Source organism: Paeniglutamicibacter selenitireducens, from assembly GCF_051550675.1.
In the GTDB taxonomy this organism is placed as follows: domain Bacteria; phylum Actinomycetota; class Actinomycetes; order Actinomycetales; family Micrococcaceae; genus Paeniglutamicibacter.
In genome coordinates this window covers 85083-109411 of record NZ_JBPULF010000008.1, presented here as the reverse complement: position 1 = coordinate 109411, position 24329 = coordinate 85083, and the positions used below count along the sequence as shown (strand labels likewise).

General features: G+C 68.1%; 24 protein-coding genes. 7 read left to right on the top strand and 17 right to left on the bottom strand.

Features of this window, described 5'->3' with window-relative positions; all coding sequences use genetic code 11:
• Positions 1 to 47 precede the first annotated feature (47 nt).
• The 3 genes from mtnN to ACSYDW_RS14210 all read right to left on the bottom strand — a co-directional run bounded on the left by mtnN (position 48) and on the right by ACSYDW_RS14210 (position 3294).
• Positions 48 to 818: a 5'-methylthioadenosine/S-adenosylhomocysteine nucleosidase gene (mtnN, locus tag ACSYDW_RS14220; protein ID WP_438339386.1), complete on the bottom strand. Its 771-nt coding sequence runs from the start codon at positions 816 to 818 to the stop codon at positions 48 to 50.
• Entirely contained in the window at positions 815 to 1282 is a 468-nt protein-coding gene (locus tag ACSYDW_RS14215; RefSeq protein ID WP_438339385.1) for an S-ribosylhomocysteine lyase, read from the bottom strand. Before ACSYDW_RS14215 ends, mtnN begins: the two co-directional genes overlap by 4 nt.
• A 1355-nt stretch (positions 1283 to 2637) precedes the next feature.
• Complete coding sequence (locus ACSYDW_RS14210) at positions 2638 to 3294, bottom strand: dihydrofolate reductase family protein (protein WP_438339384.1); 657 nt, start codon at positions 3292 to 3294, stop codon at positions 2638 to 2640.
• Positions 3295 to 3434: 140 nt separating this feature from the next.
• On the opposite strand from ACSYDW_RS14210, the gene ACSYDW_RS14205 reads away from it, so the two are divergent.
• Positions 3435 to 3869 carry a VOC family protein gene (locus ACSYDW_RS14205; RefSeq protein ID WP_438339383.1) on the top strand — a complete coding sequence of 145 codons (435 nt, stop codon included), beginning with the start codon at positions 3435 to 3437 and terminating at the stop codon, positions 3867 to 3869.
• A gap of 131 nt (positions 3870 to 4000) precedes the next feature.
• Here the strand turns inward: ACSYDW_RS14205 and pepN are convergent, their stop codons facing one another.
• Both pepN and ACSYDW_RS14195 read right to left on the bottom strand, forming a co-directional pair.
• Complete coding sequence (gene pepN, locus ACSYDW_RS14200; RefSeq protein ID WP_438339382.1) at positions 4001 to 6679, bottom strand: aminopeptidase N; 2679 nt, start codon at positions 6677 to 6679, stop codon at positions 4001 to 4003.
• Positions 6680 to 6805: 126 nt separating this feature from the next.
• The gene (locus tag ACSYDW_RS14195; RefSeq protein WP_438339381.1) at positions 6806 to 7543 is read right to left on the bottom strand and encodes a DUF4240 domain-containing protein; all 738 of its coding nucleotides are present in this window, start codon (positions 7541 to 7543) and stop codon (positions 6806 to 6808) included.
• 585 nt (positions 7544 to 8128) lie between these two features.
• On the opposite strand from ACSYDW_RS14195, the gene ACSYDW_RS14190 reads away from it, so the two are divergent.
• Positions 8129 to 8830, top strand: a complete 702-nt coding sequence (locus ACSYDW_RS14190) for a class I SAM-dependent methyltransferase (RefSeq protein ID WP_438339380.1) — start codon at positions 8129 to 8131, stop codon at positions 8828 to 8830.
• A 118-nt stretch (positions 8831 to 8948) separates the two neighbouring features.
• A complete protein-coding gene (locus tag ACSYDW_RS14185) occupies positions 8949 to 9443 on the top strand; it encodes a hypothetical protein (protein WP_438339379.1) in 495 nt (164 codons plus the stop codon).
• 109 nt (positions 9444 to 9552) lie between these two features.
• Here the strand turns inward: ACSYDW_RS14185 and ACSYDW_RS14180 are convergent, their stop codons facing one another.
• The 4 genes from ACSYDW_RS14180 to ACSYDW_RS14165 all read right to left on the bottom strand — a co-directional run bounded on the left by ACSYDW_RS14180 (position 9553) and on the right by ACSYDW_RS14165 (position 11572).
• Positions 9553 to 9990 (bottom strand): VOC family protein, encoded by a 438-nt coding sequence (locus ACSYDW_RS14180; protein ID WP_438339378.1) that lies wholly within the window; start codon positions 9988 to 9990, stop codon positions 9553 to 9555.
• 121 nt (positions 9991 to 10111) lie between these two features.
• Positions 10112 to 10471, bottom strand: a complete 360-nt coding sequence (locus ACSYDW_RS14175) for an iron chaperone (RefSeq protein WP_438339377.1) — start codon at positions 10469 to 10471, stop codon at positions 10112 to 10114.
• A 140-nt stretch (positions 10472 to 10611) separates the two neighbouring features.
• On the bottom strand, positions 10612 to 10890 hold the full coding sequence (locus ACSYDW_RS14170) for a hypothetical protein (protein WP_438339376.1): 279 nt from the start codon (positions 10888 to 10890) through the stop codon (positions 10612 to 10614).
• Positions 10891 to 11182: 292 nt separating this feature from the next.
• Positions 11183 to 11572, bottom strand: coding sequence for a VOC family protein (locus ACSYDW_RS14165; protein WP_438339375.1), 390 nt, complete (start codon positions 11570 to 11572; stop codon positions 11183 to 11185).
• Positions 11573 to 11698: 126 nt separating this feature from the next.
• Between ACSYDW_RS14165 and ACSYDW_RS14160 the strand changes: the two genes are divergently transcribed.
• On the top strand, positions 11699 to 12358 hold the full coding sequence (locus tag ACSYDW_RS14160; protein ID WP_438339374.1) for a nucleoside/nucleotide kinase family protein: 660 nt from the start codon (positions 11699 to 11701) through the stop codon (positions 12356 to 12358).
• A gap of 35 nt (positions 12359 to 12393) precedes the next feature.
• On the opposite strand, the gene ACSYDW_RS14155 is transcribed toward ACSYDW_RS14160, so the two are convergent.
• From ACSYDW_RS14155 to ACSYDW_RS14145, 3 genes are all read right to left on the bottom strand, one after another.
• Positions 12394 to 12993 carry a class I SAM-dependent methyltransferase gene (locus ACSYDW_RS14155; protein ID WP_438339373.1) on the bottom strand — a complete coding sequence of 200 codons (600 nt, stop codon included), beginning with the start codon at positions 12991 to 12993 and terminating at the stop codon, positions 12394 to 12396.
• Positions 12994 to 13062: 69 nt separating this feature from the next.
• A complete protein-coding gene (locus ACSYDW_RS14150; protein WP_438339372.1) occupies positions 13063 to 13674 on the bottom strand; it encodes an FMN-binding negative transcriptional regulator in 612 nt (203 codons plus the stop codon).
• Entirely contained in the window at positions 13674 to 14600 is a 927-nt protein-coding gene (locus ACSYDW_RS14145) for a DMT family transporter (RefSeq protein ID WP_438339371.1), read from the bottom strand. The genes ACSYDW_RS14150 and ACSYDW_RS14145 overlap by 1 nt, the downstream gene beginning before the upstream one ends.
• Here ACSYDW_RS14145 and ACSYDW_RS14140 point away from each other — a divergent pair.
• Positions 14599 to 16008, top strand: coding sequence for an aminotransferase-like domain-containing protein (locus ACSYDW_RS14140; protein ID WP_438339370.1), 1410 nt, complete (start codon positions 14599 to 14601; stop codon positions 16006 to 16008). The genes ACSYDW_RS14145 and ACSYDW_RS14140 overlap by 2 nt on opposite strands.
• Before the next feature lie 40 nt (positions 16009 to 16048).
• Here ACSYDW_RS14140 and ACSYDW_RS14135 read toward each other — a convergent pair whose 3' ends face one another.
• A complete protein-coding gene (locus ACSYDW_RS14135; protein ID WP_438339369.1) occupies positions 16049 to 17104 on the bottom strand; it encodes a YeiH family protein in 1056 nt (351 codons plus the stop codon).
• Positions 17098 to 18612 (bottom strand): SDR family NAD(P)-dependent oxidoreductase, encoded by a 1515-nt coding sequence (locus ACSYDW_RS14130; protein WP_438339368.1) that lies wholly within the window; start codon positions 18610 to 18612, stop codon positions 17098 to 17100. Before ACSYDW_RS14130 ends, ACSYDW_RS14135 begins: the two co-directional genes overlap by 7 nt.
• Before the next feature lie 146 nt (positions 18613 to 18758).
• Between ACSYDW_RS14130 and ACSYDW_RS14125 the strand changes: the two genes are divergently transcribed.
• Positions 18759 to 20228: an FAD-dependent monooxygenase gene (locus tag ACSYDW_RS14125; protein ID WP_438339367.1), complete on the top strand. Its 1470-nt coding sequence runs from the start codon at positions 18759 to 18761 to the stop codon at positions 20226 to 20228.
• Positions 20229 to 20263: 35 nt separating this feature from the next.
• Here the strand turns inward: ACSYDW_RS14125 and ACSYDW_RS14120 are convergent, their stop codons facing one another.
• From ACSYDW_RS14120 to ACSYDW_RS14110, 3 genes are all read right to left on the bottom strand, one after another.
• A complete protein-coding gene (locus ACSYDW_RS14120; protein ID WP_438339366.1) occupies positions 20264 to 21697 on the bottom strand; it encodes an aspartate ammonia-lyase in 1434 nt (477 codons plus the stop codon).
• A gap of 69 nt (positions 21698 to 21766) precedes the next feature.
• Positions 21767 to 22732 (bottom strand): asparaginase, encoded by a 966-nt coding sequence (locus ACSYDW_RS14115; protein ID WP_438339365.1) that lies wholly within the window; start codon positions 22730 to 22732, stop codon positions 21767 to 21769.
• Positions 22729 to 23436, bottom strand: a complete 708-nt coding sequence (locus ACSYDW_RS14110) for a FadR/GntR family transcriptional regulator (RefSeq protein ID WP_438339364.1) — start codon at positions 23434 to 23436, stop codon at positions 22729 to 22731. Before ACSYDW_RS14110 ends, ACSYDW_RS14115 begins: the two co-directional genes overlap by 4 nt.
• A 229-nt stretch (positions 23437 to 23665) precedes the next feature.
• Here ACSYDW_RS14110 and ACSYDW_RS14105 point away from each other — a divergent pair, with 229 nt between their 5' ends.
• Positions 23666 to 24136, top strand: coding sequence for a hypothetical protein (locus tag ACSYDW_RS14105; protein ID WP_438339363.1), 471 nt, complete (start codon positions 23666 to 23668; stop codon positions 24134 to 24136).
• The last annotated feature ends 193 nt before the right edge of the window (positions 24137 to 24329 follow it).

The following is a 24329-nucleotide window of genomic DNA, read 5'->3' as shown; positions in this document are numbered from 1 at the left end:
GCGTCCCCGCGTCCGCGGCAGGCCCCGGGCAGCCCGGAAAGCCGGGGTCAGGCGACGGCGGATTCCGTTTCGGTTCGAGGCGACCCGGCGGCCACCCAAGCGGCGACAACTGCCGCAGCGACCTCCGCCGAGCGCTCTGCGGCGTCGTCGACATGGGTCAGGAAGTCGGCGTCGGAGGCCGGTCCACAAAGGTCGGAGATCCCCCGGACGGCCAGGAACGGGGCGTTGAAGGCACGCGCGGTCTGGGCGATCGCCGAGGATTCCATGTCCGTGGCAAGGACCCCGTCGAACTGGCCCTTGATGATCGGGGCCCGCTCGTGGCCGACGAAGGAGTAGCTGGAGACGACGAGACCGTGGTGCACGGTGGCGACGATGCCGAAGCCGGGTGTGCCGATGTCGCTCACCGCAAGCAGCGCCGGCTGCGCGGGGTAGGTGGCGGGCATGCCCGGAACCTGGCCGAGCACGTAGCCGAAGGCGCGCGCGTCGGCATCGGCGTTGATGGTCACCGATCCGACAACGACGTCGCCGACGCGGACCGAATCGCCCAGGCCGCCGGCGCTGCCGGCGCTGATGACCAGGGGTGCGGGTGCTTCGGGGTTCTCCCGCTGCGCGAGCAGTAGCGCCGCGGTGGCCGCCCCTGCGGCGTTGACCAGGCCGATGCCGCCCTGGACGAACACCGTCTTCAGGCCGTTGAGCAGGCCGGTGCGGTGGATCGAGTTGCCGATGCGTACCGGGTCGCCGAGGGCGGTGGCGCGCTCCAGGAACGGAGCTGCCTCCTCCTCCATGGCGACAAGCACGACCAGTTCGACGGCGCTCACGCGGTCACCTGCTCCCACGCGGCGCGCTGGGCCAGGAACTCCCGCGCCGCGGCCTGGGCGTCTTCGAGGGAGTGGTTGGCACCCCAGCCGCACTGGACCTCGTTGGCCGCGGGAACCTCGGTGGCCTCCAGTACGTCGGTGAGCGTTGCCTCGATCAGGTCGGCGACGGCCGGCACGTCGGGCTCGCCCTGCATGATCAGGTAGTAGCCGGTCTGGCAGCCCATGGGGGAGAAGTCGATCACGGAGGCCGAGTGGTTGCGGGACTTCTCTGCGAAGAGGTGCTCCAGAGAGTGGATCGCCTTCATCTCCAGGTGGGCGACGTTCGGCTGGGTGAAACGCACGTCATATTTGGTAATAACGTCGCCATGCGCCAGCTCCTTGCGGTCGGCCACGCGCACATACGGCGCCGCCACGGTGCGGTGGTCGAGGTTGAAGGACTCTACGTTCATGCGTGAAGGGGTCATGGTGGTGCTTTCATCCGGGGGTTTTGAATCCGGGCTTCCTCGCGGCCGGTTCCTTGCCACCTTAATCGTAGCCGTCAGTGTGCCGCAGTCGGGTGCTGGTTCTCGAGTGCATCAGCCACAGCCACCGCGCCGACGCTGCAATGGCTGTCGTTCCGTTGGCCAGCGTCGAGATCGACGTGCCGGCCTGTTCGAGGTGTCGGTGGAATCGGCGGTGGGGAAGACGCGCCAGCACGGCACGAAGCACCCCCCCCGTCGCGCGGCGAGTTGCCGGGGACAAGAATTTTCTTGTCGAGCCCATTGGCCCTACCGTCGGACGACAACACAACTGGCCGAGCACCAAGTTCCACGCCCACGTCGCGGCCTACTTCTTCCCCCGGGGGTCCGCGCGACGGCCGACACGACCTTTTCCTCCCGTTCCCACCATGCCATCAGGAAGTGTCGTGGCGAGCGCGGCATCCCGGAAATGGAAGGCCAGCAGGCCCAGTGGAAGCTCGAGGGGATAAGGCTGGTGGAGGGTTCCGGCGACCTGTGACACGGGCATTCCTGTCGGGCCGAAACGAAAAGCGAGTGCGGTCTGATCTCCCTGGAGCGACGGAAAGCAGTGGTCGCCAGGTAGCTCAAACCATTGATGACCTATGGTTTTACTGTCGCGGTACCTGCAGTGATGATCTGGTGCGAAGCCGAAGCCGAAGCCGAAGCGGAATCGTGAGAACCCTGGTTCCGGGAGGCGACGAACAGTCCTGTCGCCTGGTCTCGGGACCTCTCCCTGGTGCGACCGACTGGTGGCACGGCATTCCACTGGGCGCCTGACGGCGGTCGGACTGCCGCGGCTTCCTTTGCTGCGATTCGGAACGGCCGCATACTCGTGAGGGACATCCAAGACGCAGCTGCGCGTTGGGAGGAAGTGGTCGTGGCCCGACGTGATTCATCCGTACACAACGCGAAGAGCTACCTGCTTAGACAACCCGCCCTGCAGGAGCATTGGGCCTAACATTGGCTCGCGACGCCCTGGACGCATGGCGTTCTACAACTTCAGACGCCTATTTGGTCAGCGCTCAGGAGTGCAATCCGGGGATCCTGGAACCGGCCGACACAAGGTTCGGGGAACGTGTGCCATCTAAGGCCCGACTGAGCCACGACCACCGCCCGGTCTGCGACGGGCACGAGATCCTCGCCGTGATGGGCCTTGTCGGACGGGACTTCGAACGATCGGTCACCGAGGGCCAAGGCGCCAACTTGGTGCGGCAAGACCATGGCACAACGGGGAACCCAACGAACCCCGGAACGTGGGAATCGGACAGCAGCCCCCGCACACACAGTTTGGCTTCAAAAACGGCTGCTTGGCAGCCCGGAACCTAGCTTTCGCGCACCAACTGCACGTGGACGACCTCTTCGCTGGCTTCGAACTCCGAGCACCGGTAGCCGGCCGCGTTCCAGTCGTTCTCGAAGATGCGTTCCCCGGAGCCCAGGATCACGGGTACCACGGCCAGGTGGAGCGAGTCCACCAGGCCTCTTTCGACGTAGTCCCGGACGGCGCCCACGCCCCCTCCCAGCCGGATGTCGGCCCCTGAGGCAGCTTGCGTTGCCCGTTCGAGGGCGACCAGTGGTCCCTCGGTCACGAAGTGGAACGTTGTTCCGCCGTCCATCGCCAGCGGCTCGCGTGCGTGGTGGGTCAGCACGAACACGTCGTGGTGGTACGGGGGAGTCTCTCCCCACCAGCCGCGCCAGGTGCGGGCGGACTCGTCGGAATCCCACGGACCGCGGATCGGCCCGAACATGTTCCTGCCCATGATGGTGGCTCCGATGTTCTCGTCCCCGCGGCGCAGCATCCGGTCATCGAGGCCGGTGCTGCCGTTGCTGGCGCCGATCATCGACCGGCCGTAGGCGGTGTCGAAGACCCACCCGTGCAGTGCGTGGCCACCCTTGCCGAGGGGGTGCTCGAGGTCCTGGCGGGGCCCCGCCCCGAAACCGTCGAGCGAAATGGCGAAATTGTGGACGCGAAGCTTGCCCATGGCGGACCTCGATCTCTGGTGCCGGAGGGGAAGGAACGAGCACAGCATATGCCCGCGGCTGCCCGCCCGGAAGTGGCGGGGGGTGGGGTCCTGCGGCCGAAGGCCTTGAATCCCCACCGGCGCGGTCCTAGCGTTGGCGCATGGATCTTTCGATACAGGTCACCCTCGATTGCCTCGACCCGCACACGCAGGCCGCCTGGTGGGCGCGCACCCTGGGATGGGAGGTGGAGCGGACCGACCCCGACTTCATCAGGAGGATGGTCGACGAGGGCCATGCCTCCGAAGCTGACACCATCGAGTTCGACGGGGAGCTGGTTTGGCGGGTCGGCGCCGGGATCTGCCCGCATGACCAGGTGGGGCTGACACCGCGCCAGCGCATGTTGTTCCAGCGGGTGCCCGAGCCCAAGACCGTGAAGAACCGCATGCACCTTGACCTGCACCCGGGCCGGGACAAGGACGAACTGCGCGACGAGCTGGTGGCACGCGGGGCCAGCTTCCTGCATGCCGGGAACCAGGGGCCCTTTTCCTGGTACACGCTGGCGGACCCCGAGGGAAACGAGTTCTGCATTTCCTGACCCTTCCGGCGCCGTCCGGGACCGTCCGGCGGCGCCGGGGGAGCCATCGCACGCAGCACCGCACAGGCGTGTACGCGCAACGCCCGGCCGGGATGACCCCGACCGGGCGTTGCCCGTGCCTCGTTGGCCGTCTAGTGTGAGGCGTCCAGCGTGGGCCGGGCGTGTTCCACGCACAGCCGCTGGCCCGCCAGCGAACGGACCAGGAAGTCGCGTTCCTCCAGCAGGATCCGGCGCAGCGCCCGCGGGGCCTCCGGGTGCCCGGCAAGCCAGGCATCGACCGTCGCCACCACGGGGTGGACGTCGGCATCGGTGAGGTCCTGCGAGGCGGGGAAGAGCCCGCGGATCACGCGCGTGGCAAGGCCGATGCTCAGCGCGCCCCAGATGTCCTCGAGGGCGGGCCAGTAGGCCGCGTAGTGGGAATCGAGCAGGTCGTGGCTGCCGAGCTGGAAGCCCGCGGCCATGGCGCTGATCGCCTCGTTGGACAGCGCGGAGCCGTCCGCTGCATGGCCGGAGAGGGCCGCAGCGAAGGCCTCCGCCTTGGCTGAGGCCTCCGGGCGCGCGGCCAGCGCGAGCAGGCGGCCGGAGGTTGCCACGGCGGAGGGGTGCGCCAGTGCGTCGTCCTCCATGGCCGCGAGGCCCGCCGCGTCGAGGCGCCCGGCGGCGGCCTTGGCCTGCCACAGGGCCCAGCGCAGGTCCTCGTCGACGAGCAGGGACTCCCAGCGGGACTCGCCGGCGAGCAGCGCATCGACGACGTCCGCCGCCACGTTGCCGCGGGCCAGCTTGGCCAGGGCGCGGGCCATGGCGATCTGGGCGTCGCTGCCCGGGGTGGCACGGTCGAGCCAGCCGAGCATTGCCTCGGCCAGCGCCTGGCGTTCGGCGGCACGCTCCTGCGGCGGCAGGTAGTGGCCGATGGCGGTGGTGGCCTGTTCGAGCAGGAATGCGAAGACGGCGACCTCGGTGACCGATTCGGCGTGGGCGCGCACGGCGGCCAGGAAGTCCGTGGCGGTGAGCTTGGCGTCGCGCACCATGTTCCACAACGCTGCCCAGCAGCTTGCGCGGGCCAGCGGGTCGGCCAGGGAACCGAGGTGGCCCAGCAGCGTTTCAAGCGAGCGGTCGTCGAACGCGACCATGGCGTAGGTTGCGTCGCCGTCGTTGGGAAGGATGAGGTCCGGGCGCTGTTCGCCGGCCAGGAAGGGGAGCTCGGTCCCGGTGCCGGAGAGTTCCACGGCATGGCTGGACGTGCGTACCAGGGCGCCGTCCACCAGGTTGAAGAGGCCGACATTCAGCACGTGCGGGTGCAGGATCGGCCGGCCCGTCAGCGGGTCGACGCCGGACTGGGTGAGCCTCGCGGATTCGACAAGGCCGCCTGCTTCAGTGAGCTCGATGCCCAGCACCGGGACGCCGGCGGTCTTCAGCCAGGCGTCGGCCCAGGAATCCATGTTGCGACCCGAGGCCTCCTCGAGGACCGCGAGGAAGTCCTGAAGCGAGGTGTTCGAGAACTCGTGGGCGCGGAAGTACTTGCGCGAGGCATCGCGGAATGCTTCGGCGCCGACGTAGGCGGCCAGCTGCTTGAGCACCGAGGCGCCCTTGGCGTAGGTGATGCCGTCGAAGTTCTGCTTGGCGGCCTCGAGGTCGGTGATGTCCGCGACGATCGGGTGCGTGGTGGGAAGCTGGTCCGCGACGTAGGCCCAGCCCTTGCGGCGGTTGGCGAAGGTGATCCAGGCGGTGGAGAAGTCGGTGGCCTCGTCGTTGGCAAGGGTGCCGATGTAGTCCGCGAACGACTCCTTGAGCCAGAGATCGTCCCACCAGCTCATGGTCACCAGGTCGCCGAACCACATGTGGGCCATCTCGTGCATGATGGTGTTCGCGCGGGTCTCGTGCTGGCCCTCGGTGGCGCGGGAAGTGAAGACGTAGCCCTCGGTGAACGTGACGAGGCCCGGGTTTTCCATGGCACCGAGGTTGTACTCGGGCACGAACGCGGAGTCGTACTTGCCCCACGGGTAGGGGTAGTCGAAGAGGTTGTGGAAGAAGTCCAGGCCGCGCTTCGTGAGGTCCAGGATGTTGCGGGCGTCGAAGTGTCCGGAGATCGAGGCGCGGCAGGTGGCGTTGAGCGGGATGACGAGCTCGCTGCCGTCCTCCAGGGTGCGCGAGTAGCTATCGGTGGCGACGAAGTAGGGTCCGGCCAGCACCGCGGTGATGTAGGTGGAGATGGGCAGGGTCGGGGCGAAACGGGTGGTCGCCGTGCCGTCGCCGTGTTCCTCGACGCTTGAGGCGCCCTGGTTCGAGGCCACGTGCCATTCGCGGGGCGCGCGCACCGTGAAGGTGAAGGGTGCCTTGAGGTCGGGTTGCTCGAAGTTCGCGTAGACGCGGCGGGCGTCGGCGGGCTCGAACTGCGTGTAGCAATAGGTCTGGCCGTCCGCCGGGTCGACGAAGCGGTGCATGCCCTCGCCGCTGCGGGAATAGCGGGCTGTGCCGTCGATGACCAGGGTGTTGGGGGAGTCCCCGCCCTGGAGCAGGTCCTGCAGGTAGATGCGCGATCCGGTCACCGCCGTGGCCGGGTCGACCGGCGTGCCGTTGAGCGTGATGGAGGCGATGGATTCGTGGATGAAGTCGACGAAGGTCTCGGTTGTTCCCCGGGCCGTGAACACCAGCGTGGTGGTGGACCTGTAGCCCGTGACCGAGGCATCCCGGGCTTCGGACAGGTCGAGCGACACGGCGTAGGAGTGCACCTCCAGGGTTTGTGCGCGCCATGCCGCCTCGTCGCGGGAGAGGTTTTCGTTCGGGCCTGAGATTCTCTGTAACTGATCCACCAGATCATTCAAACATGAAACGAGCGCTTGACAATCTTGCGGGGTGAAATTACTTCGGAACGCGCACCGTGTGACGTGGGTCGCGGCCGGTTTGTGACGCGTCCCCACGCTCCGCCGGGCCTTGATCTAGGGCAGGGGAGCGAGCTCCGGGTAGAGGGCCTCGACCTTGTCCTCGTCCCACGGCGTTCCGGATGGTTCGGTACCGAGGAGTGTCGACGGGGTTTGCGGGTAGTCCTCGTAGAGGTCGCCGCCGTTGGCGCGCCGGTAGGCATCCTCGGCGGCGTAGTGGAACCATTCGGCGTCGTCGCTCTGGGAGGCATAGGTCAACCGCCCGTCACCGAGCACCAGGGGATCCCGTTGCACGGCGTTGTAGTAGTCGCGGCCCTGCCCGACGACCCAGCTGCGGAAGTAGTCGAAGCAGTCGTCCGAGCAGCCCTCGTAGAGCACGTAGACGGCCCCCCACAATTCCCAGGTGTAGAGTTCGTTGTTCTTCTCGATGAAGGTGGCGTTGAACGATGCGATCTCCGCCGGCTTCATGGTGGCCAGGACGGCTTCCATGGCTGAGGCCTGCTGTTCGCTGTCTCCTGCCGAGGCTTCCCGGGAGCGGTCGATGACCTCCCAGAATTTTCGTTCGCGCATGGGCCGCAGGTTGGGTGAGATCTCCGTTGCGGCCTCGGTGGCCCTGGTTGGTTGTGCCGTGGGGGAGCTCTCCGGCTGCACCGGGAACGGGGTCAGTCCGTGACTTGGCGGCTGGATGGCGCAGGAGCCCAGCGCCATGCCGAGCGCGGCGAACACCGCGACGAGCCCGGCCACCGAATGCGCGGTACGGCGTGACGGACTGGGCGTGCGGAGCTGTGCCTTCATGATTCCCCCCGTGGTTCATCGGTTCCCGGATGCCATTGGATCAAGGCGCCAATGTCGCATCGTGGTGCACTCTATCCCACGCGGGCTCCCGTTCCAGCGATGACCTATTGGTATGTCCTCGCAGAGCGGCGCGTCGTGCTGCGTTGCGAGGATGTCCCGTATCCCAAATGCGTCGGTGCCGTCCGACCGTGGCTGGACTGGCTGGCACCTCAAGGTTCAATCGCCGACGAGGTACCAGCAGGCGATTTTTCGGTGCGGCTGGTCTCCGAAGTCGGACAGGACTTGCACGGCGCAAGAGGCCACCCATGCCGCCAGCAGCCGATGGTCTGCCTCGGTGGGCGTCCCGCCCGCCGAACACGGCGGTTCACGGTGAACAAGGGTTCCTCGACTTCGCGCGCCGGCTGGGACCGGCCCCGTCGGCCGTCGCCGAGTGCGCGATGGCACGGTTACCGGGGAAGCTCAGCGGGAGCCGGACTGCGGGAAGAACTCGGGCTGGAAGAGCAACACTCGCGCGTGACAAGGATCTTTCGCTGTTAGTCTCGTAAAAATGCATGGCCTCACTCGGGGCCAGGGAGGAACGGCAAGATGCTCCAGAACACCAACTACGATTCCATCGCCGAGGCCTATTCGGCAGAAAACGAAACCAGCTTGATCAACGCGTTCTACGAACGCCCGGCCATGATCAAGCTCGCCGGGGATGTCCGCGGACGCCGGATTCTCGACGCGGGCTGCGGATCCGGACCTCTGGCGGAGGCACTGGTGGACGGGGGAGGGATCGTCACAGGGTTCGACGCCAGCGAAGGGATGCTGGCCCTGGCCCGCACGAGGCTGGCCGGGAAAGCCGAGCTGTTAGTTGCCGACCTCGGCCAGCCCCTGCCGTTCGCAGATTCCACGTTCGACGATGCCGTTTCGTCGTTGGTCTTCCACTATCTGGAGGACTGGGCCGGGCCCTTGGCTGAAATGCGTCGCGTCCTGAGGCCGGGTGGCAGGCTCATCATGTCCGTCAACCACCCGATCCTCTACCCGTGGACACATCCGGGAGAGGACTACTTCAAGCCCACGAGGTACACGGACGAACACACCTTCAACGGCCAGCCCGGCACCCTGACGTATTGGCACAGGCCGTTGCACGCCATGACCGATGCGTTCGCCCGCGCAGGATTCTGCATCGAAGTTATCAGCGAACCACCGTATTCGGCCGACGCGCCCGAGGAGATCATCCCGCCGAAGCTCAGGGAGCGGGATTCGTTCCTGAGCTTCATCTTCTTCGTGCTGCGTGCGCCGTGACGACCGCTTCCCGGAATCCGGGGCACCGAGCCGTTGGCAAGCGGTTGGGCCATGCGCATGTCGCTTTCATGTGCGCAGGGACCAGGAGTCGTTCATTGGCTGCTGCTAGCCTGTCGTGATGAGGACACTGCTCACACTCATGGGAATCGCGGCGATCGTCACCTATTCAGTCCTTGGAATGATGCTGATGAACGACTGGGCTGTGGTTGCCGCGAGCGGGTTCCCGCTCGACAGGACTATTGCCGATATGGAGGCCCGGGGTGAGCTCTACACCGCCATTCCGGGCTTTGGTTTCGCTGCGTCAGGGATTGCGCTGGCGCTTGTATGGGGCCTGGTGACGATTTTCCGTCCATTGGCCATGCCGGTCTGGGCAACCGTTTTGTTGTGGGCGGGCATTCTTGCGCTTGGCGCGCCAGCCTATTTCTTCACCGCGTTCTCCAACCTGAATTCGGTAGGCGACACCTATTACGAATGGAACGCGGAGGCTGCCTTCGCGCTGGAATCGCCCCTGTATGGAGCAAGCATGATTGCCTTCGTGGTTGCCTTGGGCAGTGCGGCGGTGGCTCTGGCCATGTCAGCCGTCCGGCGCAAACCGTCGGCGCGCTGGCTATAGCGAGTCACGGGTGGCTGGTCCTCCGTTGCCGCAGTCCACTGGATTTCGGGGCCACTCCGCGAGGGATCATGACTCCTGGAGCCGTCATTGTTGGGTTCCGATTCGGGCCTCAGCCCTTTGTCAGTTCCTGGGCGAGCATCACGAGTATTCCGCTCGGCCCCCGGAGGTAGGTGAGTTTGTAGAGGTCGGCGTATGTAGCCACGCCACGTAGTGGATAGCAGCCGTGCCTCGCGGCGATCTCGAGGGACTCCTCGATATCGTCAACGGAAAAGGCAACGCGGTGCATGCCGATCTCGTTGGGTCTGGTGGGCTCCGTCTCGATCGCCTCCGGGTGGATGTACTCGAAGAGTTCGAGTTGGCCATGGCCGTCCGGGGTGCCCAGCATCGCGATCCTGGCGTGGTTGCCGTCCAGCCCGACAGCGGTGTCCGTCCATTCGCCGCTGACCGTATCGCGGCCCATGACCGTGAGGCCGAGATCGGTGAAGAACGAGATTGCCGCTTCGAGGTCTCGTACGGCGATGCCAACGTTCTCTAGTTTGATGGCCATGCGATGAAAACTACCAAGGCGGGCGGGATTACTCCAGAGCCACGGATTGCCGGGCGCCGCGCGGCAGAGGTTCGCCGTGGATGCAGGCCCTCAGCCAGGGGCGGTCCGGTACCGGCCTGCTTCAGGCCACGATGGAAGGCAGCTGCTCCAGCCGCCACCTGATGATCTCGCGGATGAGCTCCATCGGGAGTGGGGCGTCGTGACGCAGCTGGACGGCGTGCTCGGTGGTTCCGTAGTCGGCAAGCTCTGCCGAGAAGTGCTGGATGGCATCCGAGGTCGGGTAGAACCCGATGTGCCGTTTTGTCCCCGTGAAGAAGAACAACGGCTCGGTTCCGAACTTGAACGTGGGCATGTTCCAGCTGATGGATTCCACAGCGGCCTCGGGGAGGGATTCGAGGATCAGCTCGTACACCGCTTGCAGCCGAAGCCGGACATCGCCATCGTACTGGTCGATGTACTCGCTGATCGTGTCCGCTTCCATGGTGATCCCCTAATCATCGGCGTTGCGTGGACGGCTGTTGTGGCGATAACGATGCTTCACGCAAGATCCTATGCCAGCGGGTTCGTCGGCCGCCTGATTGAAGCGCGCCGGGCGCAGTTTGTGTCACAGAGCCGTCAAGTTCAGAGTAGATAGCCGATCAGGCCGGTCTGGATCGGGTAGGCGATCAAGCCAGCGGTGCTTGCAGCGGCGATCCCGATCGCCGCACCCGAAAGCACCTTTCCTTCCGGCCTGCGGGCACCCATGGTGCCCAGAATGATGGCGGTGACGTTCAACGTCATCGCCATGGACCACGCGGCGACCAGAACCGTGAAAGCATTGTCGATATCGCCGCGGGCAATCGCCTCGCGTCCCGCTGCAGGGCCGGCCGTGGAGGCGAACCACCCCGTCGCCAGTGCCATGATGGCGAGCGCCAATGCGGCCCACGCGATGACACGGGAAGTCGACGGGGGTTTCCGCGAGCGAACGGGCGTCGTGGGAGGGATTGCGTGAAAATCGCGTGAAGTCACCATGCCCAGGACGCTAGTCGTGCCGAACCCACAGGTCAAACACCCGTGCCTCCCGCCACTACCGCCAACCCGGGGAACCTGCAGGCCCGTTGTTTTTCGGCGTCGCGGACTTTCATGGGGGCGACGTGGAGTGCCTCGCAGGGTCCTCGCGTCTTAAGCCATCACGGGGGATGTACTTCGGTTCCTAGCCGGTCTGGCGCTCGGCGTCGCTGCGCAGGATGCAGAATTCATTGCCCTCGGGATCGGCCAGGACCACCCAGCCCGAGCCGTCTGCCTGCCGTCGGTCATCGACGGTGCGGGCCCCCAGCGCGAGCAGCCGCACCAGTTCTTCGTCGCGGGTCCCGTCAGCCGGTTTCAGGTCCAAATGGACCCGGTTCTTGATCTGTTTTGCGTCGGGAACCTCGATGAACAAGAGCCTCTGGTTGCCGTCCTCGGAAAAGATCATGCATTCCTCGTGCCCGACGAGGTTAGGGTCCTCCGGGTCTTCCTTGAAACCGAGAACCCGGCCCCAGAATACGGATTGGGCGAAGGCATCGAGGCTGTCGAACGTCGTGTGCGAAATCAGGGCTGTCATGGTGACAAGCGTAGTTCCGTGCCGGGAAACCGGTCCAGCGTGTCGAACCCCGGTGCCGCAGGGTCGCGGCTGCCCGTTGGTCTGTCGGTGGCCGCCACGCGGAATCTGTTCGTGGAGAATGGCTTCATGGAAACCTTCATGCGACAGCTGGCGGCCGAAATCCTCGGCACCGTTGGACCCGGGCGTCGGATGGTGGCGATCGACGGCGTTGACGGCAGCGGGAAGACAATATTTGCCGCCAACCTGGTGCATGCGATCACGGTGCGTCCCGTCGTCCTGGTCCACGTTGACGATTTCCTGAACCCGTCCTCGATCAGGCACGCCCAGGGGCGCTGCTCGCCGGAGGGGTTCTGGGAAGACACCTACGACTACGCGGCCCTGCACGACCGAGTACTCGCGCCCCTCGGCCGGAACGGGGATGGCTGGTACGTCCCGGTTTCCCGCGGCGGCGAGTCCGCCCGGGCGGCAACGGCGGTGGCCCGCAGGGCACCGGCCGATGCCGTGGTTGTGCTGGAGGGCATGTTCCTGCACCGCGACGAGCTTGCTTCCCACTGGGACGCGTCCGTTTTCCTTGACGTGCCGTTCGCCGAAACGGCCGCGCGCATGGCGATCCGCAACGGCAGCAATCCGGACCCGGAACATCCGAGCATGCGCCGGTACGTCGGAGGGCAGCGGCTGTATTTCGAGGCGGCACGGCCATGGGAACGCGCCACGTATGTCGTTGAGAACTCCGACTTCGCCGCTCCGCGCGTCATTGGCCCCGCTTCGGTTTCGGCCTTGCTGTAGGGCTTCCGGACGCAGGCGACGCGTCACAGGGGATGTCAGCGCAGGACGGCGGAAATTGCCGCGTGTGGGCGGTGGCCGGGATCCTGGCGCGTCTCGACGTCGACGACATTGAACCCGGCGTCATCCAGGAGGCGGGTCATCGCCTCGACGGACCAGAAGTAGGCCGTGGTGACGGCATGGTCGAACGGCTGGGCGGGGTCGCCCGAGAAGAAGCCGATGAGCAGGTGTCCGCGTGCCGCAAGGCTTCGTGCGAACCCGGAGAGGACCTGGGGGACTTCCGTCGGGGGAACATGGATCAGCGAATACCAGGCGAGGACCCCACCCAGACATCCGTCGGCTTCGCCCAGGGCACGCAGCGACCCGACCTGGAAGGAGATGTCTGGGAAGCGGGCGCGAGCACCCTCGATGAACTCGGGCACGAGGTCGAGGCCCGAGACATCGGAACCCTGCCTGGCAAGGTAGTCGGTCCAGTGCCCCGGGCCGCATCCCGCGTCTAGGATCCGGCCTCCAATGTGCCTGGCCCAGCCGGCGATGCGTTGCCGGTCCAGCTCGTGCATCTCTTCGACCGACCCGAGGATGCTCGTGTATTCGGATGCCCGATTCGCGTACGCCTGAAGAACCCGGGTGTCATCCATGTGACAAGCATAGTGACCCGGCGGCGGGGTTCGCTGAGCCGCCGGGCCGTGGGATGGCGTGCGGCGTCGCTACGCCCCGGGGCAGGAACGCGTCCTGCGCATTTCGTCGGCCAGCCTGGGGTTAGTTTCCTCGAGGTGGCCGATGATGTCGCGGGCGACCTCAAGCGACTTGTTCTGGCTCAGCTTCGCCCTGGCGTCGAACCTCGTCACGCGCATGCGCAGGCCGACGGTGCCCTTGGCAGCCCGGCGGGTGCCGGCTTCGTCCTCGCTCAGGCTGCGGCCGCGCGGCTGGTGCTGTTCGAAGTGCTCGGTCAACCGTCCCAGCATTGCGTAGTTCTCTTCGGTGCCCAGCACCTCCGGGGTTCCGTAGAGGTGCGCCGTCACGTGGTTCCAGGTGGGAACCAGGTCGCCTGGTGCATACCAGCTGGAGGACACGTAGTCGTGGGGGCCCTGGATGATGACCAGTACCTCGTGCAAACCCAATTCGTGGAGCACCTCGTCGGGGCGTCCGAAATGGCTGACGATCGTGATGTCGCCTGATTCCTCGTCGAGGATCACCGGGTAGTGGGAGGCGACAAGCCCTCCGGCGGCGGGGGAGACGAAGGTGGCCCACGGATGGGCGCGGATGAGGCGCTTGACCTCTTCGGGGTCGGTCATGAGGTAGGTGGGAGTGTGTCGCATCAGCGTGTTCCTTCCGTGGTGAGGCGGGCACGCACCGCGAGGCCCGCGCAGAGGATGACAGCAACCCCGCCGGCAATTGTCTGCCAGGTGAGGTGTTCGTGGAGGATGAGCCCGGCCCAGAGGATGCTCATGACGGGTTGGGTCAGCTGGACCTGGCTGACCTTGGCCATCGGTCCGATGGCCAACCCCCGGTACCAGGCAAAGAAGCCCAGGAACATGCTGACCACGCCCAGGTAGGCGAGGGCCAGCCACTGGACGGGGGTTCCCTGCTGGGGTTCCCGGGCGAACGAGGTGGCGGCCAGCAGGGCCATGAGCGGTGCCGCAACTACCAAGGCCCACGAGACGGTCTGCCAGGCGCCCAGTTCCCGGGCCAGCAGCCCGCCCTCCGCGTAGCCCACGGCCGCCGCAAGCACGGCGCCGAAGAGAAGCAGGTCGGACCAGGTCAGGCGGCCGAAACCGCCGCCCTGCAACCCGGCGAAGAACACCGCGGCGGCGGCGCCCAGAGAGGCGAACACCCAGAATGGCATTGCGGGGCGTTCCCCGGTCCGCAGGACGACCATGATTGCCGTCGCTGCCGGCAGCAGTGCTATCACCACCGCGCCGTGGCTGGCCGGTGCCGTGGCCAGCGCGTAGGAGGTGAGCAGGGGAAACCCGACGACGATGCCGCCCGCCACGACGGCGAGCCTTGCCCACTGCGCCGCGGCCGGGAGCCGTTGCCGGGTGGCTGCGAGGGCCAGTGCGGCGAGTAGTGCGGCGATGACCGCGCGGGCGGAGCCGACAAACAGGGGCGACAGGCCCTCGACCGCGACACGGGTGAACGGCACGGTGAAGGAAAAGGCCACGACGCCGACGAATCCCCACCAGAGCCCCGTCCGTGCCGATAGCGCCTGGGTCCGCTCGACGATAGTGCTACTATTGATCTTCATGACCAACAGTAGCACGCAAAGGATCATCGACGGGCTGCGTTCCTGGATCTCCACGGCGCCCCCCGGCGCGAAGGTCCCTGCAAGCCGCGAGCTGATGGCCCGCTACGGTGCCAGTCCGGTGACAGTGCAGAAGGCCATGCACGCCCTCGCGGCGCTCGGCCTGGTGGAAAGCCGGCCGGGGGTCGGCACATTCGTGCGGCAGCTCAGGCCGCGCCGGGCCGCGGACTACGGCTGGCAGACCTCGGCCCTGGGGGCGCCCTCGGCCAAGCTGCCGGTGGTGCAGGCGACCCAGCGCTCCGCCGCCCCCGATGCGATAAGCCTCCATTCGGGGTACCCGGACCGGGAGCTGCTGCCCGAACGGCTGGTGCGCGCCGCACTGAATCGCGCGGCCCGCGCGGACTGCGCGCTGACCCGTTCCCCGATCCGGGGCATCCCCGAACTCCAGGCCTGGTTCGCGGCCGAGCTGGGTGCCGGCGCGCCGGCGGACGTGTCCCCGCCGACCGCCCGCGACGTGCTGGTCCTCTCCGGAAGCCAAAGCGGGCTGAGCTCGATCTTTCGCGCCGTCGTCGGCCCGGGGGAGCCGCTGCTGATTGAATCCCCCACCTACTGGGGAGCGAAAGTTGCCGCGGCTCAGGCCGGGGTCACGCTGGTTCCCGTTCCCGTCGGCCCCGCCGGCCCGGACCCCGAGGATCTGGACCGCGCCTTCCGGCAGACAGGGGCACGGGCCTTCTACGCCCAGCCCACCTACGCCAACCCGACGGGCATCCAGTGGTCGCCGCAGCGCGGCGATGAAATCCTCGCGGTGGTCCGCCGGCACGGGGCGTTCCTGGTGGAGGACGACTGGGCCCACGACCTGGGCATCGACAGCGACCCGCGTCCCGTGGCTGCGCGGGATGACGGCGGCCATGTCATCTACCTGAGGTCGCTGACCAAGAGCGTGTCGCCGGCGCTGCGCGTCGCGGCGGTGGTCGCCCGGGGCCCTGTCCTTGAACGCATCGTGGCGGACCGGGCGGCCGAGTCGATGTATGTCAGCGGGCTGCTGCAGGCCGCCTCCCTGGACGTGGTGACCCAGCCGGCCTGGAAGGCCCACCGACGAGGGCTGCGCCACGAGCTGCGTGAGCGGCGGGACCTGCTCATCGAGAGCCTGCGGGTCCACGCGCCCGGGACCAGCCTGGAGCGCGTGCCTGCCGGGGGGCTGAACCTCTGGCTCCGGCTGGCCGACGGCACGGACCTGGACCGGCTGGTGCGCGACTGCGAGGCCGGAGGGTTGGTGATTGCCGCCGGCGACGACTGGTTCCCTGCCGAACCGGCGGGCAGGTTCATCAGGCTGAACTACTCGGGAAGCGCCCCCGAGCGATACCCTGAGGCCGCCAGGCTGCTGCAAGAGGCCATCGACCTGCAACACTGACGCCGGCCTCCGCGCCGGGCGGCAGCCGGGGCACGCGGCCTCAGGCCATCAACGCAACGAAGCCGAGCCCGAGCCCGGCAACCACCGCCCAGGAGGCGAGCGCGGCCGCCAGGGAGCGCCCGGCGGTGGAGAAAAGCCCGCGCAGGTCGATGGCGAATCCCAGTCCCGTGAGCGCCAGCGCCAACAGGACCTCCTGCCCGATCCGCGCCGCATCCAACACCGGCTGCGGCATCCAGCCGGAGGAGCGCAGCAGCATGCAGGCCGCGAAACCCAGGACAAAGAGCGGCACCAACGGCGGGCGCGCACCGGGTGCAATGTCGGTGCCGGCTGTGGTGTCGGAGATCGTTGACGCGTGCCGTCGGCGGGCCGAGACGGATCCGAGCACGGCGATCGGGGCGAGCATCACCACACGTACGAGTTTGACGACGACCGCCGCACCCAGCGCCGTCGCCCCGGCCCCGGAGGCCGTGGCGACAACCTGGCCCACGTCGTGCACCGAGGCCCCGACCCAGCGCCCGAAATCCAGCGCTCCGAGGACCAGCCAGGTGTTGGCCAGCGGCAGCACGGCGATCGCCAGGGTTCCGCAGAGGGTCACCAGCGCCACGGGGACCGGCGCGTCCTTGGCGGTGCCGCGGGCCTGGCCCATCGCACCTATGGCGCTGGCGCCGCAGATCGCGAAGCCGCTGGCCAGCAGCACCGGCTGGTCGCCGGGCAGCCGCAGCGCCCGGGCCACCATGTAGGTTCCGCCGAAGGAGCCTGCCACCACCGCGGCAACCAGGGCCAAGCCCTTGAAGCCCAGGTCCAGCACATCGGCCAGGGCCAGCTGGAAGCCCAGCAGCACGATGCCCGCGCGCATCAGGTGCGTGCCGCCCCAGCCCAGGCCCGGGGCCAGGGCGAGCTTCGGGGAGGCGCGCAGCGTGTTTCCGGCGACGGCCCCAAACAGCACGCAGAGCGTGGGCACCGGCAGCCCCGGGACCAGCAGGTGCCCGGCGAAGGCCAGCGCCACCAGGGAGGCCGCGGCGGCCAGCCCCGGGACAAGGTTCCTGTGCATCCCGGGAAGCACCACGCGAAGCAGCGCCCGGGGGCGTCTCACCATGGCGAGGGTTCGTAGTCCTTCAGGAAGCAGCCGTAGAGGTCGATGCCGCGTTCGCCGTCGACGATCGGCTGGTAGACGCGGGCCGCGCCGTCGATCAGGTCAAGCGGGGCGTGCCAGCCCTCGGCGACCATGCGGACCTTGGAGTCGTGCGGACGCTCGTCGGTGATCCACCCGGTGTCCACCGCCGACATGAGGATGCGGTCGGTCTTGAGCATCTCCTCGGCGCTGGTGCGCGTGAGCATGTTCAGCGACGCCTTGGCCATGTTGGTGTGCGGGTGCCCGGCGCCCTTGTACCGGCGGGAGAACTGCCCCTCCATGGCGGAGACGTTGACGATGTACTTGCGGTGCGCCTCGGAGGCGGCAAGCGCCGGGCGCAGGCGCGAGGCCAGCAGGAACGGGGCCGTGACGTTGCACAGCTGCACCTCCAGCATCTCCAGCGCGTCGACGTCGCCCAGGATCTGGGTCCAGGAGTTCTCCGTGACGACGTCCGGGACCAGACCGCCGGCGTCGATCGCGGTGCCCGCGGCGATGCGTTCCAGGGAGGCCGAGCCGGCGGTCATCGCCAGGTCGGCGACGGCCTGCGCGTCGTAGTGCGTCGGGGTCGCCGGCACCAGCAGCGCCGAATCCTGCAGGTGGAAGGCGTTGGCCAGCGCCTTGGGGTGCTCGGCCGGGGGATTGGCCTCGCCCCAGACCTCCGGGCCGCCGTGGGCATATTCGAGCTCGGCCGGCAGCGGCTGCGACTCGGACTCGATCAAGTGCAGGTAGGAGTTCGAGGTGCGGCGCACCGTCTGCGCCGCGTTGTTGATCAGGATGTCCAGCGGGCCCTCGGCGGCGACGCGGTCGGCCAGCGAGATCACCTGCGAGGGGTCGCGCAGGTCGATGCCGACGATGCGCAGGCGGTGGATCCAGTCCGCGGAGTCCTCCAGCGCGGCGAAGCGGCGGGCCGCGTCGCGCGGGAAGCGCGTGGTGATGGTGGTGTGCGCGCCGTCGCGCAGCAGGCGCAGGGCGATGTGCATGCCGATCTTGGCGCGGCCGCCGGTGAGCAGCGCGCGCTTGCCCGTCAGGTCCGCGCGGGCGTCGCGGCGTTCGCGGCCGTCCGCGGCGCACTCTGGGCAGAGGTAGTGGTGGAAGGCGTCGACGGTGGTGTAGCGCTTCTTGCAGATGTAGCAGCCGCGCGGCTTGAGGTATTCGCCGGCGGTGTGGCCGTCGGTCAGCGTGCTCAGGTCCAGGCCGAGCGTCTCGTCGTCAAGGCGCTGCGGGGAGCCCGTGGCGGTGCGCTCGACCACGGCGCGGTCCGCGGCGTTGATCGCGGAGCGCTTCTCGTTCTTGCGGTGGCGCTTGGCGGCCTTGAACATCTTTCCGGTGGCGCGGCGCACGGCGATGTGGCGCTCGTCCTCGGGTTCGAGCCGGTGCACCAGGCCCAGCACCTTGATGGCCGCCTCAAGTTCGGCTGCTGTAAAAAGTTCGTCGGTACCGGCCGGATCGGCCGCGAAAGGATTCTCACTCATGTCACCATCAAGTCTACCGGCAGGGCCGGTGGCGTCCGACGGCCGGTGCCGGCGCCCCTGTTGCCGGCGCGGGGCGTGCCATACACTGCACGGGCCGGGCACCGCCCGGCAGGGCCGGTGGGGCCCATGGCGGAGCGGGGGGAAACATGCCTGAAGTGGTCATCGCGGGCGGCGGCCCGTCGGGGTTGATGCTCGCCGGGGAGCTGGCGCTGGCCGGAATCGACGTGGCAGTCATGGAGCGGCGTCCGGAGAAGGGGCTGGCCGCATCCCGCGCCGGGGGCATCCACTGCCGCACCCTCGAGGTCCTTGACCAGCGGGGGATCGCCGGGCCCTTCCTGGCCGCCGGAACCACGGCCCAGACAGCGCGCTTCGGGTCCACCGTGCTGGACATCGGCGACTTCCCGACCCGCCATCCCTACGGCCTGGCCCTGTGGCAAAGCCAGTTCCAGCCGATCCTCGAGGCCTGGGTCGAGGGGCTCGGGGTGTCGGTGCACTACGGCAAGGAGGTCGTCGGCTTCACGGAGGACGCCGCAGGGGTCGACGTCGGGCTGGCGGACGGCGGCACGGCCCGGGCTCGCTACCTGGTGGGTGCCGACGGCGGCAGGAGCCGGGTCCGGAAACTCGCGGGCATCGGCTTCCCCGGCACCGAGGCCACCCGCAGCAACCTCGTCGCCGAGGTGGAGGTATCCGGGGAACCACCGGCCGGCATGCTGCTCGACGAGGCGGGCGTCCACGGTTTCACCCCGTTGGCCGACGGGCGCCGATACCGCGTGATCACCACGGAGCGCGGGATCGGGCCTCGGGAGGAACCGGGCCTTGCGGAGCTGTCGGCGGCCCTCCGCGCCGCCTACGGGACCGACTTCGGGGTCCACTCACCGGCCTCCGTCTCCCGGTTCACCGACGCCACCCGGCAGGCGGCGAGCTACAGCAAGGGCCGGGTGCTGCTGGTCGGTGACGCCGCCCACGTGCACTATCCCGCCGGCGGCCAGGGGATCGGCTTGGGCGTGCAGGACGCCGTCAACCTCGGCTGGAAACTTGCGCAGGTGCTCCGCGGAACCTCGCCCGAATCGCTGCTGGACACCTACCACGCCGAGCGCCACCCGGTCGGCGCCCGCGCGCTGAAGCACTCCATGGCGCAGACGGCGCTGCAACGCAACGACCCACGCACCGCGGCGCTCCGGGAGGCAGTCGGGGAACTCATGGCGATGGACCAGCCGCGCCGGCACGTTGCCGCGCTGATCCACGGGCTGGACATCACCTACGACGGCACGGCCGGTGAATCCGGCACGGGCCACCCGCTGCTGGGGCGCCGCATGCCGGACCTGGACCTCGGGACCGCGGCGGGGCCAGCCCGCGTATACGGGATGCTGCACGATGCCCGGCCGCTGCTGCTGAACCTCGGCGCACCGGGGCACCTCGCCCGCATGTCCTTGCCCGCCCGGGTCCGCCGTCTCGATGCCGAGTACCGCGGGCCCTGGGTGCTGCCGGTCATCGGCGAGGTCCGGCCGCCCGCCGCCGTGCTCGTCCGCCCGGACGGGTACGTCGCGTGGGTGGGGCTCGGAACCGATGGCGGCCTGGCGGAGGCGCTGGCCGCCTGGTTCGGCGGACCGGCATGACGACGGCCTGATGCCGGCGCCGGGAGCGACCGGGGCTACTCGCTGAGGTTGGCCAGCCGCTCGGGGCGCAGCAGCTCGTCCAGCTCCCCGGCGGTGAGCAACCCGTGCTCGAGGACCAGTTCGGCCACCCCGCGCCCGGTGGCCAGCGCCTCCATGGCGATCTTCGTGGAGGCGGCGTAGCCCAGCTGGACTGTCAGCGCCGTGACAAGGCCGATCGAGTTCTCCACCTGGGCCCGCAGCTTGTCCTCGTGTGCTGTGATGCCGACGATGCACTTGTCGGCCAGCGTGAGGCACGCGGCCTCCAGGTGGCGCATCGACTTGGTCAGGCTGTGCACGATGATCGGCTCGAAGGCGTTCAGCTGCAGCTGCCCGGACTCGGCGGCCATCGTGATTGTCACGTCGTTGCCGATGACCTCGTAGGCCACCTGGTTCACGACCTCGGGGATCACCGGGTTCACCTTGCCGGGCATGATCGAGGAGCCGGACTGCACCGCCGGCAGGTTGATCTCGCCGAGCCCGGCGCGCGGGCCGGAGGAGAGCAGGCGCAGGTCGTTGCAGACCTTGGAGAGCTTGACGGCCACGCGCTTGAGCACGCCGGAAAGGTGCACGAAGGCGCCCACGTCGGCCGTGGCCTCGATCAGGTCGAAGGCCGTCTCCAGCCTCAGCCCGGAGATCGCGGCCAGGTGCGTGCAGGCCAGCGCGGAGTAGCCGCGAGGCGCGTTCAGCTCGGTGCCGATGGCCGTGGCGCCCAGGTTGATCTCGTGGATGAGCAGCGTGGATTCGGCCAGGCGGGCGCGGTCCTCGCCCAGGGTGACGGCGTAGGCGTTGAATTCCTGACCCAGGGTCATCGGGACGGCGTCCTGCAGCTGGGTGCGTCCCATCTTCACCACGGTGCGGAACTCCACCGCCTTGGCGGCGAACGCCGCACCAAGGTGTTCCATGGCGGCAACCAGGGAGGTGGCGCCGAAGATCGTCGCAACGCGCACCGCCGTGGGATACACGTCGTTGGTGGACTGGCTGAGGTTCACGTGGTCGTTGGGGTGCAGGTACCGGTACTCGCCCTTGGCGTGGCCCATGATCTCCAGCGCGCGGTTGGCGATGACCTCGTTCGCGTTCATGTTCGAGGAGGTGCCGGCGCCGCCCTGGATCACGTCGACCACGAACTGGTCGTGCAGCTTGCCGCCGATGATCTCCCGGCAGGCGGCGATGATCGCGTCGGCACGGGCGTCATCGAGCAGGCCCAGCTCCCGGTTCGCCTGGGCCGCGGCCTGCTTGACCATGGCGAGGGCGACCACCAGGTGCGCGTTGGTGGACAGCGGCTGCCCGGTGATCGGGAAGTTCTCCACGGCGCGCAGCGTGTGGACTCCCCAGTAGGCGTCGGCGGGGATGTCCCGGTCGCCGATCAGGTCGTGTTCGCTGCGCACGGCCACGAGCAGTTCGTCGGGCAGGGCGGTGGTGGTTTCGGTCATGGCGTGTTTCTCCCGGGTGTCGCGGTGGGTGGACGTTGTGCGTGGGCGGTAGGCGCGGGCGCTGCCGGATCAGGACAGGGGAAGCCCGTAGAGGGCGCCGACAGGGCGGCCGCCGCCCAGGGCGGGGATGTTGTTGAAGGGTTCCAGCGATCCCGCATCGACACCCAGTGCCAGCAGGGCGGGGACGGCCGCGGGCATCCGTGCGCGGTCCGAGCCATCGGCGATTTTCAGGGCCACGGCGGACCCGTCGGCCAGTGCGATCAGCTGGATTCCCTCGAAGCCGTCCTTGGCCAGCAGCCCGGGGACTGCGCCCATGAGTGCCGTAACGTCGCGCCCGTGGCCCGCGACGAGTTCCGGGTGGGCGCGCATCGCGCTGGCCACCCGGTGTTCGGCAGTCCCGGCGGGTGCCGTCACCAACGTCCGGAAGGCGCGTGCCATGCCGGTGAGCGAGAGCGCGAAGACCTCGGTGCCGCAGCCGTCGGTGCTCAGCCGGGTGGTGGGTTCGCCGGTCAGCTCTTCGATGACCTCGCGGACGAGCGTTGGCAGGGGATGGGTGTGTTCCAGGTAGGTTTCCAGCGGCCAGCCGTTGTGCACGCAGGCCGCGAGCATCGCCGCGTGCTTGCCCGAGCAGTTCTGGGCCAGTTGGGTGGGGCCGTTCCCGCACCGGATCCAGTCGTGCCGTTCGGGCGCTCCGTAGGGCAGGTCCGTTGAATTCCGCAGGGCGTCGGGCTGAAGTCCGGCGTCTGCGAGGATTTCGGCGGCCAGTTCGCGGTGCCGGGAGCCGCCCGAATGGCTGGCTGCGGCCAGTGCGAGTTGTTCGGATGACAGCCCAACACCCGCGCGCAGCAGGGCGACGGCGATGAGGGGCTTCAATGCCGAACGCGGATACACCGGGGCCGACGGCTCCCCGCGTGTGAGGACCACATCCCCGCTGGACGCCAGGGCCACGAGGGATCCGTGGTGGATGCTTTCGACGGTTGCACCGCGGGTCTGCGCGGCGAGCGGGGCGTGGGCGGGAAAGGCTGCGGGAATCATGCGTCGGTTGCTCCAAGGATCAAGGTCAGTGCTTCGTCCACTGCTGTCAGGTGTGAGGCCATCGCCCGTCCGGCGGCGACGGCGTCGCCGGATTCGATGGCTGCGAGGATGTGGCGGTGCTCGGCATGGGAGGGGTGCTGGCGGCCCGTGATGAGGTTGATGGTCGCCGACTGGTTCACCAGGGCCTCACGGATGTCGTTGACGACCCGTTCGAAGACGCCGTTTCCGCTCGCGCGGGCAATTGCCGCATGGAACGCGGCATCAAGTGCGACCCAGGTCCCTGGATCGGCTTCGTCCTCCATGGCCTCGAGCATCCGGCGCATCTCGCCCAGCTGCTCGGCGGTGGCGCGAACCGCGGCCAGTTCGGCCGCAGGAACCTCGATGTGGGGGCGCGCTTCCATGAGGCTCCGGGCCGAGAACCTGCCGAGCAGCAGGTCGCCGGCGGCGTGGTTGGCGAGGACGTAGGTGCCCTTGCCGGTCTTGGTTTCGGTCAGGCCCAGGGCTGCCGCGGAGCGCAGGGCCTCGCGGACCACGGATCGGCTGACCCCGAATTGTGCGGCGAGGGCCGCTTCCGAGCCGAGTTTGCCGCCGACCGGCATTTCCCCGGATTCGATGGACCGGCGAATTGACAGGAACACCGCTTCGGCGGCACTCGTACGGACGACCGTCGGTTCCCTGGCTGTCCGGCTGTCTGACAGGTTCATGGTTTTGACTATTCCACGCCGTCCAAAACGCTGTCAAAACGAGCGACATGAACCCGGGAAGGCACCTCGAAATGGGCCGGTGAAACGAGGCTTGGATGTTCCGGTGCCCCGTGTGCTGACAAGGACTGTCGGTGCACTCGAGCCAGGCATATGCTTGAATTCGCAGCGCCTAGACTGGCTTGGTGGGCGCGCTTCCGATGGTCTACCGCAGTCCGGCAGGAGAACGGTCATGGACGACGAAACCGGCGTACGGCAACAGCTCTCGGCGCGCATCGAGGCGAAGCGAGCCGCCATTTCAAGGTTCCTGGGCCGTGCGCACCCGCGGCGCAACCGCCTGGCAAACCTCAGCGTTGTCGGCAGCGCCATTGCGGCCGTGATGACTGCGGGTCCCGCGATCGGTGGCGAGTCCTTCACGGCCAGCGTTCAGGGTCGGCTGGGTTTCGAGGACAGCTCGACAGTCTGGCGGGTGCTGTGCCTCGCAGCCATGCTGCTATCCGTCGCAGCGGCGGTGGCCACCAACCTCAGCAACTCCCGTGACCTGAACGGACGCGTCACAGCGGCGGAAACCTGCAGCGCCGAGCTTGAGGGTCTTGAAACGCTGCTCGATTTCGGCCAGTTGCCGCTTCCGGAAGCAGTCAAGCTGTACCAGCAGTATGTCGCAAAGGTCCCGTTCGTTGAGGACTCGGTGGCGCCCGGATAGGCGATCAGGTCGAAGGGTCGTTCGTTTCAGTGCGGTGCTGCACAAGTGGGGTGGGGGACGGCCTTGCCAGGTGACATCTCCGGTGCTTGCCTGCTGCCCTTGATGGGGCCCCGAAAAGGCGTTGTCCGAGCCGCACGCTTGCCTTCCGAATGAAACCCCGTCCCTTGCCAGCCAACGTCCAGGTTGCGTCCAA